The organism is Paraburkholderia sp. BR10923 (assembly GCF_040948765.1).
In the GTDB taxonomy this organism is placed as follows: domain Bacteria; phylum Pseudomonadota; class Gammaproteobacteria; order Burkholderiales; family Burkholderiaceae; genus Paraburkholderia; species Paraburkholderia youngii.
Window position 1 is genome coordinate 531,388 of record NZ_JBFPKO010000002.1, and the last position, 15,794, is coordinate 547,181.

A 15,794-nucleotide genomic window follows, 5' to 3' on the forward strand; every position below is an offset into this window, starting at 1 on the left:
GCATGTGTGATTGATCCAATCACCCATGCGACTGGCGTTTCCTCACGCCCCCTCGGGCCGCTCCGCCAACTCCGGATAAATCGCGCCGTACGCGGCCGCTTCGCGCAGCAGCCACTCGCGGAAATTCGCGAGCGGTTTGCCGTGGCTCAACTCGGTTGGGTAAACGAGGTAGTACGCGGCGTCGGCAACGGCGGGTCCGTCGAACGGAATCACGAGACCGATCTGCTGCAACTGCGTGTCGACGAAGAAGCGCGGTACCAGTGCAATGCCGAGTCCGGCCGCGGCCGCGCTGATCAGCATCGTGTGCAGTTCGTAGCGCACGCCCTGCATCGTGCGATTGTCGTCGACGCCGAAATTTGCGAACCAGCTCGCCCAGCCATCGGGTCGCGTCGTCGAATGAAGCAGCGGATAGCTGAGTAGTTCGGCGACGTTACGGACCGGCCGCTTCAGCAGGCTCGCCGCGCAGATCGGCACCACTTCCTCGCTGAACAGAAAATCGGCCGACGTACCCGGCCACGTCGGCTTGCCGTAGTGAATCGCCGCTTCGAAATGCGTGTCGGCGAACGGGAACGTCGCGGTACGCACGCCCATGTTCACGCGCACGTCCGGGTATTGTTCATTGAATGTCGCCATGCGCGGAATCAGCCATTGCGATGCGAACGTCGGCAATACCGCGAGTTCCAGATAGCCGCCGCCGCTGCCGTGCGCGATGATCGACAGCGTGTCGCGATCGAGGTGTTCGAGCGAGCGTCGCACCTGCGCGCTGTAGACCTTGCCCGCGCGCGTCAGCACCACGCGTTGCTTGACGCGCACGAACAGCCGCACGCCTAGATTGCTTTCGAGCGTATTGATCTGTCGCGACACCGCGCTTTCGGTGAGGAACAGCTCGCGCGCCGCGTGCGTGAAGCTCTCGTGCCGCGCCGCGGCTTCGAACGCGAGCAGCGCGCCCATGTTGGGAATCTTGAACTTTCGCACGTTAATTCCAAAAACGCATCAAGTGGCGATTTTATCTCGCTTTACGGGGGCGGAGCGGATTTTGAATAATCTCGCCCGTCATGTGGCGCTCGTGCGGGCGCTCAACGTTTAGCGTGGAGAAGCCGAATGCGAAACCTGAAGAATGCGAACGTCGAACAACTGCTGGTGAAGCTGCTGGGCGGGGGGAAGACCGCGCGCCTGTTTGCGACGCTGAATCATCCGCATGTGTTGAACGAGTGGGAAAGCGGCAGCGTCACGCGTGCCGAACTCGCACAGGCGATGAACATGGCGCTGTTCGACGACCTGCTCGCGCGCTCGGAAAACGGCCGCCGCTATACGGAGGAAACCGTCGCCGCCGGCGGCAGCGTGTACTTCGATCATGGCGCGCTGCGCACCGTGCGCTGGCCGCACAGCGGCGCGCTGCCGCCCGGCGAGGCCGCGTTCGCGCGCATCCTGCGGCCGCTCGGCTTTCGGATCAACGGCCGTTATCCGCTCGATCGGCTCGGCATGACCGGCCGCGCATGGGCGCATGACGACGCGCCCGACGAGATCGCGCAGTTCTTCGTCAGCGAACTGCACCCGGAGCGTTTTTCCGCGGCGTTCCAGCAGGCGGTGACGAATGTGATCGGTGCATCGCGCGATCCGTTGACGCCGCGCGCTAGTGGCCTGTTGTGGGAACTCGAACGCGACGGCGTGCTGCCGATCGATGCGGCGCAAGAGTTGCTACGAGTAATAGTCGGTGCGTTCGCGCGTCAGCACGAGATGCCACGCGAAGCCGACTACGAAGTATTGTTGAAGGAGTCGGCGGAGATGGCGTGGATCGCGACCGAAGGTAACGCGTTCAATCACGCGACCGATCGCGTCGCGGATGTGTTCAAGCTGTCGGACGAACAGAAGGCGAAGGGTCGGCCAATGAAGCCGGACGTCGAGCATTCGCGTTCCGGGCGCGTGTTCCAGACCGCGTATCGCGCGGATCTCGTGCAACGCGAATTTCGCGCGGCCGACGGCAGCGTCGTCACGCGCGATGTGCCGGGCTCGTTCTACGAATTCATCACGCGCAAGCGCAGTTTCGATCAGGACGCGCGCCGCTGGGAAACGGACCTGCGTTTCGACGCGGGCAACGCACAGGGCATCTTCCGGATGACCGCAAGCCAGGCGGCCTGAGCGCATACGACGGCGCAAGCGCCGGCATCGCAGACGAGGAGCGCAGTGGGGACGTCATTGTCATTGGATGAAGAGCGCCGGGTCGACGAGCGCGGCGCTTCGAATGAACCGCGTGTCGCCAGGCCTTTCGCGGGCAGCGCCGCGGTATTGCAGGCGCTCGAAAGCGATCTGCGCCAGCATGTGCGCGGCGAAGTGCGCTTCGATCAGGGTTCCAAAGCACTGTACGCGTCGGATGCGTCGAACTATCGGCAAGTCCCGCTCGGTGTGGTGGTACCGGCCGATATCGACGATCTGCTCGCGGCACTCGCCGCATGCCGTCGCAACGACGTGCCGTTTCTCCCGCGCGGCGGCGGCACCTCGCAGAACGGCCAGTGCGTAAACGTCGCGGTCGTCGCCGATGCGAGCAAGTATCTGAACCGCGTCGTTTCGATCGATCCGCTCGCGGGCGTCGCGGTCGTCGAGCCGGGCGTCGTGTGCGACTCGTTGCGCGATGCCGCCGAACAGCACGGCCTCACGTTCGCGCCCGATCCCGCCACGCATAGCCGCTGCACGCTAGGCGGCATGATCGCGAACAACTCGTGCGGCGCGCATTCGGTGATGGCCGGCAAGACCGTCGAGAACATCGAGGCGCTCGAAATCGCGACCTTCGACGGCGCGCGTTTCTGGGTCGGCCCGACCTCCGAAGAAGAACTCGAACGCATCATCGCGGCGGGTGGTCGTCAAGGCGAAATCTACGCGGCGCTCAAGCAACTGCGCGACACGTACGCGGAACGGATTCGCGCGAAATTCCCGAAGATCAAGCGGCGCGTGTCGGGCTTCAATCTCGATCAACTGCTGCCGGAAAACGGCTTCAACGTCGCGCGTGCGCTGGTTGGCAGCGAAGGCACTTGCGCGGTCACGTTGCAGGCGAAAGTGAGACTCGTGAAGAGTCCGGCGAGGCGCGTGATCGTCGTGGTCGGCTTCCCCGACATCTATACGGCGGCGGACGCCGTGCCGCATTTCATGCGCTGCGGGCCGATCGCAGTCGAGGGACTCGACCGCGCGATCATTCGCGGCCTGCAGGCGCGCGGGCTGAAGAAGGATGAGATCACACTGCTGCCCGAAGGCGATGCATGGGTCGTGCTCGAATTCGGCGCGGATACGCAGCATGAAGCACTGCAACAGGCACGCGACGCCGCCGCGTATTTTCAGTCGGGCGCGGCGGGGCCGGAACTCTCGACGGTGCTCGTCGAAGATCGCGCATTGCAGGCGAAGGTGTGGTCGATTCGCGAGACCGGCGCGTCGGCGGTCGCGTTATCGGTGGATCGCGACAAGCCCGATCCGGTGGTCGGCTGGGAAGATGCCGCGGTCGATCCGCTGCGGCTCGGCGATTATCTGCGCGCGTTTCAGGCGCTCGTCGATCGCTATGGCTACGAGACGAGCCTGTACGGCCATTTCGGCGACGGCTGCGTGCACGCGCGCATCACGTTCGATCTGCGCAGCGCGGAAGGTATCGCGACGTGGCGCGGGTTCTTGCGCGAAGCGGCGGAACTGGTGGTCGAATTCGGCGGCTCGCTGTCGGGCGAACACGGCGATGGCCAGGCGAAGGCCGAGTTTCTGCCGATCATGTACGGCCCCGAACTGATGCAGGCGATGGAGCAGTTCAAGGCGATCTGGGACCCGGCGAATCGTTTGAATCCGGGCAAGGTCGTGCATGCATACCGCGCCGACGAAAACCTGCGCACGGGTCCCGCGTACAAGCCGGTGACGCTGCATACGAAGCTCGCGTTCGCGAGCCAGGAAGGCGACGGCTTTCAGCGTGCGATCGAACGCTGCATCGGCATGGGCAAATGCCGCTCGCTCGAAGGCGGCACGATGTGTCCGAGTTATCGCGGCACGCGCGAAGAAATGTACTCGACGCGCGGGCGCGCGCATCTGTTCTGGGAAATGCTGCAAGGCGACGTGATCGCCGATGGCTGGAACAGCCGCGAAGTGAAAGAAGCGCTCGATACCTGCCTCGCATGCAAGGGCTGCAAGTCCGATTGCCCGACGCATACGGACATGGCGTCGTACAAGGCGGAGTTCCTTTCTCACTACTATCAAAACAATCGTCGGCCGCGTCAGGCGCTGTTCATGGGGCGGATCGGCGAATGGGCGCCGTGGGCCGCGCGTTTTCCACGCGTGACCAACTTTCTGACGACGGCGCCCGGTTTGTCCGCGCTCGGCAAATGGATGGCGGGCGTGGCGCAGACCCGTGCGTTGCCGCGCTTTGCCGCTACGACTTATAGACGGAGCGCATCGTCGCAAGCATCCGCGCTTGATGCGCGCGGCGGCGACGCAAAGAAAGTGATCCTGTGGGTGGACACGTTCAACGACCACTTCACGCCCGAGATCGCGCGGGCCGCAGCTGATGTGCTGACGCAACTGGGCTGGCGCGTCGTCCTGCCGAAGAAGCGTTTGTGCTGCGGACGTCCGCTGTACGACTTTGGTCTGCTCGAACGCGCGCGCGAACTGCTCACGCATATCGTCGACGATCTCGCGGACGACATCGCTGCCGGCGTGCCGCTGGTCGGTCTGGAGCCTGGGTGTCTATCGGTGTTCAAGGACGAGTTGCTGAAGCAACTCCCCAATCATGCGTTGGCGAAGAAGCTGTCCACGCAAACCTATCTGTTTGCCGATTTCGTCGCGCGTCAGCCGTTCGAGTGGCCGACGCTCGAGGCCGATGTGATCGTGCATGGCCATTGTCATCAGAAGGCGCTATTCGGCATGCAGGGCGATACGGCGCTGCTGAACAAGCTCGGCGTCAGATGGAAGCTGCTCGATACCGGCTGCTGCGGGATGGCGGGATCGTTCGGCTTCAATGTCGAGCATCACGCGTTGTCAGAAAAGATCGGCGAGGACAAGCTATTTCCGTCCGTGCGCGACGCGATGGCGGCGAATGCGCAAACGATCGTGCTGACCAACGGCTTCAGTTGTCGCGAGCAGATCGAGCACGGTACGGGCCGACACGCACTGCATATCGCGCAACTCGCGCAACGGGCGCTGGCGGCGCGCTGAGTGCGCGCGCGCCGTGCAGGGGGCGCTATTTCTTCGCTGAATCGTTCGCGGCAGGCGGTGTATGCGGAAGGTCCGCATTGGTCGCCATCCACAATACTTCGGCGTCTTCCTCGCTGGTCGACACCGCCGCGTGACCCGTGCGGCTGTCGAAGTAGAGGCTGTCGCCCGCGTTCAGATGTGTCGGCGCGTACAGCTCCGAATAGAGGCACACGCTGCCGCTGATCACGTAGAGAAACTCCTCGCCTTCGTGGCGGCCCCAGTCGTCGAAGGCGTCGAGCGTGTGCGCGGAGATGCGGATGCGAAACGGCAGCATCGCCTTGTGCGCGAGATCGGTGGCAAGCAACTCCATCTGGTAGCCGCGATACGCGTGGCGCTGGCCTTCGTTTTTGCGCGTCAGCGCGCGCCGGCCGCTCGCGCTGACTTTCGGCGTCGAGCCGAACAGTTCGCCGATTTCGATCTTCAGGCCCAGCACGATTTTTTGCAGCACGTCGAAAGTGGGGGACATCAGGCCGTTTTCGATTTTCGACAGCGTCGAGCGCGAGACGCCGCACAGGCGGCTCGCGGTTTCGAGCGTCAGATCCTGCGCCTGACGGGCGGCGCGCACGCGCCGGCCGAGATCGGAGGACGCGGTGTCGGCGGATTTGGTGAGATGGGTGTCCATGAGGCTTGCTGCGGGTCAGATATGCGCTTGATCGGGGCGAACAATGTTTCCGATCATAACATTTGGCTTGACGGGTGCCTCTGTGCGCCGATTCATGCGTTCGCGCGCTTTTCTCATCGGAAACGCCGCCACGTTCCAATCACGTCGATGCGGCGCGCGAACACTTGCGTGCACGGCGTTTTTCACGCGTTGTGATTGAAAAGCTCATTGAGCTGCTTGCCCGCCACCGCGCCGGTGAAGTCGAAGCGGCCATCGGCCAGCGCCTGAGCGGCGTGCATGAAGCCACCCCACGCCGCGCGCGCGAGCCCGCCGCCGACGCTGATCCGCCGCACGCCGAGCGCGGCCGCGTCCCGCAACGTCAGCGTCGAGGTCGAGCCGATCAGCAGATTGACGGGCTTCGGTGCGACGGCCGCGACCACCGCTTCGATCTGCTCGCGCGTCTGGATGCCGGGCGCATACAGGCAGTCCGCGCCCGCCGCCGCATAGGCCTTCAGACGCGCGATGGCATCGTCGAGATCGGCCTTGCCGGCGAGGAAATTCTCCGCGCGGCCGACCAGCAGCGTATCGCCGCCGTTCTGATCGATCGCACGGCGCGCGGCGCTGAGCCGCTGCACCGCGACGTCGACCGGAAACAGCGGCGCGGCGGGGTTGCCGGTCGAGTCCTCGATCGACAGACCCGCGACGCCCGTTGCCACCGCGAGCGCCACGCTCTCGGCCACTTCTTCCGGATCGCGGCCGAAGCCGTTTTCGAAGTCGGCATTGACCGGCAGATCGGTCGCATCGACGATCGCGCGCAGGTGGGCGAGGATCGTTTCGCGCGGCAAGGTGTTATCCGCGTGTCCGGTCGACCACGCAAAACCAGAACTGGTAGTGGCGAGCGCCTTGAAGCCGAGCGTATGCAGATAACGGGCGCTGCCCACGTCCCACGGATTGGGCAGCACGAAACAGCCAGACGAGTGCAGCGCGCGGAAAGCGGCGCGTTTTTCAGCGGCGGTGCGGGGCATCGCATGTCTCCTGGGAATGAGGGAGCGCGGCTCCCTCGCTGAGGGGAAAACGTCGGGTCAACCGATGCTTGGGCAAAACGGCATTCACAAGGGGAAAGTCTATGTCCGTATCGAAAGAGCGGCTGATGAAATTGGTGGCGATTTTCTCAGGCGTTGCGATTAATTCAAAATGCCGACAGCGAACAAGTCGGCTCAGAAATGAAGGCGTCGGAATTAGCGGCACGTTGTTAGCGCCGCATATAAGTAAAAAAGCGAGCGCATGCGTTGAAAACATGCGCTCGCTTCATATCGGTACAAAACGGCGAAAATCGCAAAGACGGAAAAGCCGCTAACTCACGAATCTTTCCTCGCTGCGGACATTCGCAACGCGTTTGCGACTCGTTATTGACCGTCCGGATTTACTACCATCGGATGATGGCCCGATTGCGACGATCCGCCCATCGGCGACCCGTAACCCGAGGTATTGGCTTGTCCGTTCCCGTTCATCGCGGCGACACGTGCCTCGGCCGCCTGAATGTCCGCGGGATACTGGGCATCGAGCGAGAGGGCCGGGTTATAGCCATTCTGTTCGAGTTGCTGCACTTCCGCTTTGACTTCGGCTCGCGTGACCGGCTGTTCCGATTGTGCGAACGACGCGACCGGCGCAGCAGCGATCACGGCGGTAAGCGCAACTGCCTGGATAAGCGATTTCATGATGTTTCCCTCCGTAGTTGTGTATCCGGCGCCGCAGGGATGCCGGCGCCATAAAAACAGTCTAGAAGGGTGCGTACTTCGGGAAAACCACTAGTCGACTAATTCAGTATTGCAGAGAACGGCTAGTCGGCGAACTGTAATCTGGCCGTCGCGGTGTTCGTAAAACACCGGAAAAGCGCCCGTAAATCCAGTCACACACCTTCGCGTACATCGACGCGGTAAGTCGTGACCTGGCGGTAGGTATCGCCGGGGCGCACGATCACTTCGTCGTGGCCCGTCATATTGACCTCGTTCGGAAAACCGCCCGCCTCGAGGCACAAGCCGGCGTGCCGTTGATAGCGAACGCCCCCGCGTCCCGGGTTGCCGTTCAACGCGTTGCCCGTGTAAAACTGCAAGCCCCGCTGATCGGTCGCGACGGTCAGTTCGCGTCCACTGCCTGGATCGTATGCGCAGGCAACTTCGCGCAGCGGCAGCGCGTGGCCATCGTCGCCGTTTATCGCGTCTGCCGGCGCCTCGCGCAGCACGTAGCAATGATCGAAGCCGCCAGCGCGCGCGAGTTGCGAGTGCGGCCAGTCGAGCCGTCCGCCGATCGGCGCGCTCTGCCGGAAGTCGAATGCGTTGCCCGCGACGTCGGCGAGCTTGCACGGAATCATCGTCGCGTCGACTTCGAAAAAGCGCTCGGCGTCGATCGACAGCACGTGGCCGCGAATGTCGGTGCCCGCGCGCCCGGTCAGGTTGAAGTACGGATGGCTGGTCAGATTGAGCGGCGTCGGCGCGTCGGTGATCGCTTCGTAGCCGATCGTCAGCGTGCCGTCGTCGTCGAGCGAATAGCGCACCTGCACCGTCACGTTGCCCGGAAAACCGGCGTCGCCCTCGGGCGACTCCAGGCGCATCAGCAACGCGCCGTCGTCCTCGGCGACGTCCCACAACGCGCGATGAAAACCGACTGTGCCGCCGTGCAGCAGGTTCGGACCTTCGTTGCGATCCAGCGTGTACTCGATGCCGTCGAGCGAAAAGCGCGCGCCCGCAATGCGATTCGCCCAGCGGCCGATCAGTCCGCCCATGTAGGTCGAGGCCGCCACGTATTCGGCGGGCGTGTCGTGGCCGAGCAGAATATCGCCGAGACGCCCGGCGCGATCCGGCGCGTGCCACGAAACCAGCGTCGCACCGAGGTCGCTGATGGCGACTTTCATGCCGTGTGCGTTACGCAGCGTATAGAGCCGGACTCGATCGCCGCCCTGCAGCGTGCCCCATGGTTCGGAAGAGAGTTGTGCGATGCTGATCATGTGGTCAGTGCGAAGAAAAAATAGAAAAGCATGCTCAGCCAGTGGTTTTCGTCTTCGGGCCCACGCGCTCCTGGTATTCGCGCGGCGTGCAGCCGAGTTCGCGGCGAAATACCGCGTACATGTATTGCAGCGACGTGAAGCCGCAACGAATCGCGACTTCCGCGCTCGACGCATCGCGTTTCGCCAGCAGCGACTTCGCGACGTCGAGCTTGTGGCGCAGGATCTCCTGATGCACGGTGCATTGCCGCTCGCGCCGGAAATACTCTTCGAGCGACGAACGCGAAACGCCCACATAGTCGGCCACCTGCTCGGTGCGGATGCCCTGGCACGCGTACTGGCGGATGAAATGGCGCGCGCGCATCACGTACGGACTCGCGAGCGGCTGATGCCGCGTCGATTCGAGCACGTTGATGCCGACCGGCGGCACCAGAATGCGGCGCCCCGGAAAGCGCGCGCCGTGCAGCATCTGATGCAGGATGTGCGCGGCGGTACGGCCCATTTCCTCAGTGCCCTGAATCACCGACGACAGCGGAATGCGCGTCAGCGTGCGCGTGAGCGGATCGTTGTCGATGCCGATGATCGCGACTTCCTCGGGCACCGGAATGCCCGCGATCAGACAGGCCTGGAGCAAATGCCGTGCACGCGCGTCGGTCACCGCGATGATGCCGACCGGCTTGGGCAGTTGCCGCAGCCACGTGGTCAGCTGTTCGATCGCCTGGTTCCAGGACGGCGCGCTTGTCGACAGACCGCGATAGATTTCGCTATCGATCTGCGCCGCGCTGTGCCCGTCCGCGCTGCGCAGATGCGCGAAGGCGAGTTCGCGCTGTTGCGCCCAACGGTTTTCCTGCGCCTGCGGCAGGCTGTACAGCGCGAAGTTTTCGAGGCCCGCGCCGATCAGATGCGTGTACGCGAGCGACACGAGCTTGCTGTTGTCGGTCGCGATATAGGGTAAATCCGAGGGGTACTGCGTCGGATCCTCATACGACGAACCGACCGCGACCACCGGCAGCGGGCAGTCGCGCAGGGCTTCGCCGACGGCGGGATCGTCGAAGTCCGCGATGATGCCGTCGCCGTCGAAGCGCTGGATACCGGCGAGCCGGCAGCGGAAGTCCTCTTCGAGGAAGAGATCCCATGCGACGCGGGTCGACAGCAGGTAGTTGCCGATCCCGGTGATGATCTCGCGATCGTAGACCTTGTTCGCGTTGAACAGCAGCGCGATCCGATGGGTTGTCTGAGGTGCTTGTGGACGGGTCATGGCGGTGTGCGGCGTGCGGACGATGGACCACGCGCCTTTGTCTCCATTGTGTCGGGTGCCTGGGGCAACTCCGTTTTTAAGCGTCTGGCTATTCTAGGCGTCGAATCGCGCGCCGGCAGTAAACAAACGCGCCGGCGGTAAGAAACATCAAGCGCGCTGCGAAATTTCGCAATTGCCGGCACATCGTGCAAGCGGCAGCATGGCGTCACCTCGTCGGCCTGCACGGCCAAGCCGCGCGGGTCGCGGTGAAGAATGCAAAGAAAACCTTTCATAGGATCCGGGTAGTCGCCTTGCGGCAACTCGGGCCAACTGGAGACGCCGATGTCCTACTTCGAACACATTCCCGAGATTCGTTACGAAGGCCCGCAATCGGACAACCCGCTCGCGTACCGTCACTACGACAAAACCAGGAAGGTACTCGGCAAGACGCTCGAGGAGCATCTGCGTATCGCCGTGTGCTATTGGCACTCGTTCGTCTGGCCCGGCGTCGATATCTTCGGTCAGGGCACGTTCCGGCGGCCGTGGCAGCAACCCGGCGACGCAATGGAGCGGGCGCTTCAGAAGGCTGACGCCGCGTTCGAATTCTTCTCGAAGCTCGGCACGCCGTACTACACGTTCCACGATACCGACGTCGCGCCCGAAGGCGCGAGCGTCAAGGAATACAGCGAGAACTTCCTGCGCGTGTCCGACTACCTTGCGCGCAAGCAGCAGGATACCGGTATCAAATTGCTGTGGGGCACCGCGAATCTGTTTTCGCATCCGCGTTACGCGGCCGGTGCCGCGACCAATCCGAATCCGGAGGTGTTCGCCTTTGCGGCGACCCAGGTGCGTCATGCGCTCGACGCGACGCTGCGCCTCGGCGGTGAGAACTACGTGTTGTGGGGCGGACGTGAAGGCTACGACACGCTGCTGAACACCGACCTCGTGCGCGAGCGCGAGCAGTTCGCGCGCTTCCTGCACATGGTGGTCGAGCACAAGCACCAGATCGGTTTCAAGGGCACACTGCTGATCGAGCCGAAGCCGCAGGAGCCGACCAAGCATCAATACGACTACGACGTCGCAACCGTGCATGGCTTCCTGCTGCAGCACGGTCTCGACAAGGAGATCCGCGTCAACATCGAGGCCAATCATGCGACGCTCGCGGGCCACTCGTTCCATCACGAAATTGCGACCGCGTTTGCGCTCGGCATCTTCGGCAGCATCGATGCGAATCGTGGCGATCCGCAAAACGGTTGGGATACCGACCAATTCCCCAACAGCGTCGAGGAACTGACGCTGGCGTTCTACGAGATTCTGCGCCACGGCGGCTTCACGACCGGCGGCATGAACTTCGATGCGAAATTGCGGCGCCAGAGTGTCGATCCCGAAGACCTGTTTTATGGCCACATCGGCGCGATCGACAACCTCGCGCTCGGCCTCGAACGCGCGGCGGTGCTGGTCGAAAACGAGCGCCTCGAACAGTTCAAGCGGCAACGCTACGCGGGTTGGGATGGCGAATTCGGCGGCAAGATCCTGTCCGGCGAGTATTCGCTGTCGACGCTCGCGGAGGACACGCTGGCGCGCGATCTGAATCCGCGGCATGTGAGCGGGCAGCAGGAACACATGGAAAACATCGTAAATCAGGCGATTTATAGCGGACGTTGAATAAAGATTGCGCGGCCACGTGGACCGCGCGCACCAGCAAGCTGTGGGTTGTCGCTTGTCCGAGTCTGCGGCTCGCAGCGCAGACCGATACGTCCGGTATTCCGGCGATCACTAACGAAGGAGACAAAAATGAAGTTCGCAATGCGTCGTAACGTACTGAGCTCGCTGCTGTGCGGCGCGGTACTCGCCAGCCTGTCGCTCGCCGCGCCGCTCGCGCACGCCAGCAAGGATCATCCGGAAATCGGCTTCTGCATCGACGATCTGCGCGTCGAGCGCTGGTCGCGCGATCGCGACTATTTCGTCGCCGCGGCGGAAAAGCTCGGCGCGAAGGTGTCCGTGCAATCGGCCGATGCGAGCGAAGAGCGTCAGATCTCGCAGATCGAAAACCTGATCTCGCGTGGCGTCGACGTAATCGTGATCGTGCCGTTCAACTCGAAGACGCTCGGCAACGTGGTGGCCGAAGCGCGCAAAGCGGGCATCAAGGTCGTGTCGTATGACCGCCTGATCCTCGACGCCGATATCGACGCCTACATCTCGTTCGACAACGAGAAGGTCGGCGAAATGCAGGCGCAGGGCGTCTACGACGCGCGGCCGAAGGGCAACTACTTTCTGCTCGGCGGCGCACCGACCGACAACAACGCGAAGATGCTGCGCCAAGGTCAGCTGAAGGTGCTGCAACCGGCGATCGACAAGGGTGACATCAAGGTCGTCGGCCAGCAGTGGGTGCCGGAGTGGAGCGCATCGACCGCGCTGCGCATAATGGAAGACGCACTGACCGCGAACAACAACAAGATCGACGCAGTCGTCGCGTCGAACGACGGCACCGCTGGCGGCGCGATCCAGGCGCTCGCGGCGCAAGGCCTCGCGGGCAAGGTACCTATCTCGGGTCAGGATGCCGACCTCGCGGCTGTGAAGCGCGTGGCTGCCGGCACGCAGACGATGACCGTCTACAAACCGCTGAAGCTGATCGCGGGCGAAGCGGCGAAGCTGTCGGTCGCTCTGGCGAAGGGTGACAAGCCGGCGTTCAACGCGCAGTACGACAACGGCAAGAAGAAGGTTGATACGGTGCTGCTGCAGCCGACCAAGCTGACGAAGGCGAACCTCGACACCGTCGTGAAGGACGGCTTCTACACGCAAGAGCAACTCGCGAGCAAATAACACTGAGACGGGTGTGATGTGAACGCCACGCTCCCGGGCCATCGCGCCCGGGAGCGTGCCCGAACATCGGCCCAACTTGCAGCGAGGCATAGCGAATGACGCAACCTCTTCTGACGATGCGCGGCATCGTCAAAGCTTTTTCCGGCGTGAAGGCGCTCGATGGCATCGATCTGACCGTATCGCCGGGCGAATGCGTGGGCCTGTGCGGCGAAAACGGCGCGGGCAAATCGACGCTGATGAAGGTATTGTCCGGCGTGTATCCGCATGGAACCTGGGATGGCGAAATAACCTGGGAAGGCGAGACGCTGAAGGCCGCGAGCGTACGCGACACCGAACGCGCGGGCATCATCATCATCCACCAGGAACTGATGCTCGTGCCGGAGCTGTCGGTCGCGGAAAACATCTTTCTCGGCAACGAAATCACGCTGCCGGGCGGCCGCATGAATTACGCGGCGATGTATCAGCGCGCCGACGAACTCTTGCGCGAACTCGGCATCAGCGGCATCAACGCCGCGCAGCCCGTGATGAACTACGGCGGCGGCCATCAACAGCTGATCGAAATCGCGAAGGCGCTGAACAAGCGCGCGAAGCTGCTGATTCTCGACGAACCGTCGTCGTCGCTGACCGCCTCCGAAATCGCGATTCTGCTCGACATCGTGCGCGATCTGAAACGGCGCGGCATCGCCTGCGTGTACATCTCCCACAAGCTCGACGAAGTGGCGGCAGTCTGCGACACGATCAGCGTGATTCGCGACGGCCGCCATGTCGCGACCGAGCCGATGCACGCGCTGACGACCGAGCGGATCATCGCGCTGATGGTCGGCCGCGAGATCAAGAATCTGTTTCCGCGCGAGCCGCATCCGATCGGCGACGTGATCTTCGAAGCCCGCAACGTCACCTGTTTCGACGTGACGAATCCGCGCCGCAAGCGCGTGGACGACGTGTCGTTCTCGTTGCGACGCGGCGAGATTCTCGGCGTCGCCGGGCTCGTCGGCGCTGGCCGCACCGAGCTGATGCAGGCGATCTTCGGCGCGTATGCGGGCATCAGCGAGGCACATGTCGTGCTCGACGGCAAGCCGCTGAAGATCCGCGCGCCGATCGACGCGATTCGCGCCGGCATCGCGATGGTGCCCGAGGACCGCAAACGCCACGGCATCGTGCCGGGCATGAGCGTCGGCCATAACATCACGCTTGCGGTATTGCAGCGTTTCGCGTCGGGCGGACGCATCGATTCCGCAGCCGAACTCGACACGATTCATACGGAAATGAAGCGGCTTTCCGTGCGCGCGGCGAATCCGATGCTATCGATTGCAAGTCTGTCGGGCGGCAATCAGCAGAAGGCCGTGCTCACGCGCATGCTGCTGACCAACCCGACCGTGCTGATCCTCGACGAACCGACACGCGGCGTCGATGTCGGCGCCAAGTACGAGATCTACAAGCTGATCTTCCAGCTGGCGCAGCGCGGCATGTCGATCGTGATGGTGTCGTCCGAATTGCCGGAAGTGCTCGGCATCAGCGACCGCGTGCTGGTGATCGGCGAAGGCGAGTTGCGCGGCGACTTCGTCAACGACGGTCTCACGCAGGAAGACATTCTCGGCGCCGCGATCCGCCCCGTGCATCTATCTACGAACTCAACCGCAGCGAGTGCCGCATGACTCCCGACGTAACTTCCCAACGCACCGACAACGCCGCGCCGCGAGACACATTCGGCGGCTCGCAACGGCTCCAGCAACTGTTCGCGCGCTACAAGATTCTCGCGCTGCTGATTGCCGTGGCCGTGATCTGGATTTTCTTTTCGGCGCTTACGCACGGTGCGTTCGTCACGCCACGCAACCTGTCGAATCTGCTGCGGCAGATGTCGATTACCGGCATGCTGGCGTGCGGCATGGTGTTCGTGATCATCGCCGGTGAAATCGACCTGTCTGTCGGCTCACTCCTCGGCTTGCTCGGCGGCGTCGCGGCGATTCTCGACGTGAACCGGCACTGGCCGATCGGCGTGACCATTCCGGTCGTGCTGCTGCTCGGCATCGTGGTCGGCTTGTTCAACGGCTGGTGGTCGACGTATCGGCGCGTGCCGTCGTTTATCGTCGGGCTCGGCGGCATGCTGGCGTATCGCGGCATTCTGCTCGGTATTACCGGCGGCTCGACGATCGCGCCGGTGTCGGACAGCTTCGTGTTCGTCGGCCAGGGCTATCTGCCGCGGCTCGCCGGCGACACGCTCGCCGTCGTGCTGTTCGTGCTGCTGGCCTTCCTGACGATCCGCCAGCGCGCCAACCGGCAGCGTTATCAGTTGCGCGTCGTGCCGTTCTGGCAGGACGTCGCGAAGGTGGTCGGCGCGGGCGCGATTCTCGCCGGCTTCGTCGCGATGCTCGACAACTACGGCGGCATTCCGGTGCCGGTGTTGCTGCTGCTCGCGCTGCTCGGCATCTTCACGTGGATCGCGACGCAGACCGTGTTCGGACGCCGCATCTACGCGGTCGGCTCGAATCTCGAAGCGACGCGGCTCTCGGGTGTCAACACCGACCGCGTGAAGCTTGCGATCTTCGCGCTGATGGGGCTGATGTGCGCGTTCGCCGGCATCGTCAACACGGCGCGGCTCGCGGCCGGTTCGCCGTCGGCCGGCTCGATGGGCGAGCTCGATGCGATCGCCGCGTGCTTCATCGGCGGCACGTCGATGCGCGGCGGCTCTGGCACCGTCTACGGCGCGCTGATCGGCGCGCTGGTGATGGCGAGCCTCGACAACGGCATGTCGATGCTCGACGTCGACGCATACTGGCAGATGATCGTGAAGGGCGGCATCCTCGTGCTGGCCGTATGGATCGATGTGGTCTCGGGTTCGAACCGCCGTTGATCCGGTCGCATGATCGCCTGATTGAATCAAAGCGCAAGGTTCGCGGTGTGCCAGCGGTTTTAATCAC

12 protein-coding genes are annotated in these 15,794 nt (G+C 63.5%); 6 read left to right on the plus strand and 6 right to left on the minus strand.

From position 1 onward, the window contains the following. Positions 1 to 42: 42 nt before the first annotated feature. Positions 43 to 975 carry a LysR substrate-binding domain-containing protein gene (locus AB3X94_RS05830; protein ID WP_368611001.1) on the minus strand — a complete coding sequence of 311 codons (933 nt, stop codon included), beginning with the start codon at positions 973 to 975 and terminating at the stop codon, positions 43 to 45. Positions 976 to 1,101: 126 nt separating this feature from the next. Between AB3X94_RS05830 and AB3X94_RS05835 the strand changes: the two genes are divergently transcribed. Together AB3X94_RS05835 and AB3X94_RS05840 are read left to right on the plus strand one after the other, a co-directional pair. Continuing rightward, on the plus strand, positions 1,102 to 2,139 hold the full coding sequence (locus tag AB3X94_RS05835) for a DUF1338 domain-containing protein (protein ID WP_368611002.1): 1,038 nt from the start codon (positions 1,102 to 1,104) through the stop codon (positions 2,137 to 2,139). 63 nt (positions 2,140 to 2,202) lie between these two features. Continuing rightward, positions 2,203 to 5,175, plus strand: a complete 2,973-nt coding sequence (locus AB3X94_RS05840) for an FAD-binding and (Fe-S)-binding domain-containing protein (protein WP_368611027.1) — start codon at positions 2,203 to 2,205, stop codon at positions 5,173 to 5,175. Positions 5,176 to 5,200: 25 nt separating this feature from the next. Here the strand turns inward: AB3X94_RS05840 and AB3X94_RS05845 are convergent, their stop codons facing one another. The 5 genes from AB3X94_RS05845 to AB3X94_RS05865 all read right to left on the minus strand — a co-directional run bounded on the left by AB3X94_RS05845 (position 5,201) and on the right by AB3X94_RS05865 (position 10,074). Then, positions 5,201 to 5,836 (minus strand): helix-turn-helix domain-containing protein, encoded by a 636-nt coding sequence (locus AB3X94_RS05845; RefSeq protein ID WP_176107248.1) that lies wholly within the window; start codon positions 5,834 to 5,836, stop codon positions 5,201 to 5,203. Between the two features lie 182 nt (positions 5,837 to 6,018). Continuing rightward, positions 6,019 to 6,840 (minus strand): oxaloacetate decarboxylase, encoded by an 822-nt coding sequence (locus AB3X94_RS05850; protein ID WP_368611003.1) that lies wholly within the window; start codon positions 6,838 to 6,840, stop codon positions 6,019 to 6,021. A gap of 381 nt (positions 6,841 to 7,221) precedes the next feature. Continuing rightward, on the minus strand, positions 7,222 to 7,533 hold the full coding sequence (locus AB3X94_RS05855) for a DUF4148 domain-containing protein (RefSeq protein ID WP_368611004.1): 312 nt from the start codon (positions 7,531 to 7,533) through the stop codon (positions 7,222 to 7,224). A gap of 191 nt (positions 7,534 to 7,724) precedes the next feature. After that, positions 7,725 to 8,819 (minus strand): aldose epimerase family protein, encoded by a 1,095-nt coding sequence (locus tag AB3X94_RS05860; RefSeq protein ID WP_368611005.1) that lies wholly within the window; start codon positions 8,817 to 8,819, stop codon positions 7,725 to 7,727. Positions 8,820 to 8,853: 34 nt separating this feature from the next. Further along, positions 8,854 to 10,074, minus strand: a complete 1,221-nt coding sequence (locus tag AB3X94_RS05865) for a DNA-binding transcriptional regulator (RefSeq protein WP_176107252.1) — start codon at positions 10,072 to 10,074, stop codon at positions 8,854 to 8,856. 321 nt (positions 10,075 to 10,395) lie between these two features. On the opposite strand from AB3X94_RS05865, the gene xylA reads away from it, so the two are divergent. From xylA to AB3X94_RS05885, 4 genes are all read left to right on the plus strand, one after another. After that, the gene (gene xylA / locus AB3X94_RS05870) at positions 10,396 to 11,718 is read left to right on the plus strand and encodes a xylose isomerase (RefSeq protein ID WP_368611006.1); all 1,323 of its coding nucleotides are present in this window, start codon (positions 10,396 to 10,398) and stop codon (positions 11,716 to 11,718) included. 129 nt (positions 11,719 to 11,847) lie between these two features. Further along, on the plus strand, positions 11,848 to 12,876 hold the full coding sequence (xylF, locus tag AB3X94_RS05875) for a D-xylose ABC transporter substrate-binding protein (protein WP_176107254.1): 1,029 nt from the start codon (positions 11,848 to 11,850) through the stop codon (positions 12,874 to 12,876). Between the two features lie 95 nt (positions 12,877 to 12,971). Further along, complete coding sequence (gene xylG / locus AB3X94_RS05880; RefSeq protein WP_176107255.1) at positions 12,972 to 14,531, plus strand: D-xylose ABC transporter ATP-binding protein; 1,560 nt, start codon at positions 12,972 to 12,974, stop codon at positions 14,529 to 14,531. Continuing rightward, positions 14,528 to 15,727 (plus strand): sugar ABC transporter permease, encoded by a 1,200-nt coding sequence (locus tag AB3X94_RS05885; RefSeq protein WP_176107256.1) that lies wholly within the window; start codon positions 14,528 to 14,530, stop codon positions 15,725 to 15,727. The genes xylG and AB3X94_RS05885 overlap by 4 nt, the downstream gene beginning before the upstream one ends. Positions 15,728 to 15,794 lie beyond the last annotated feature (67 nt).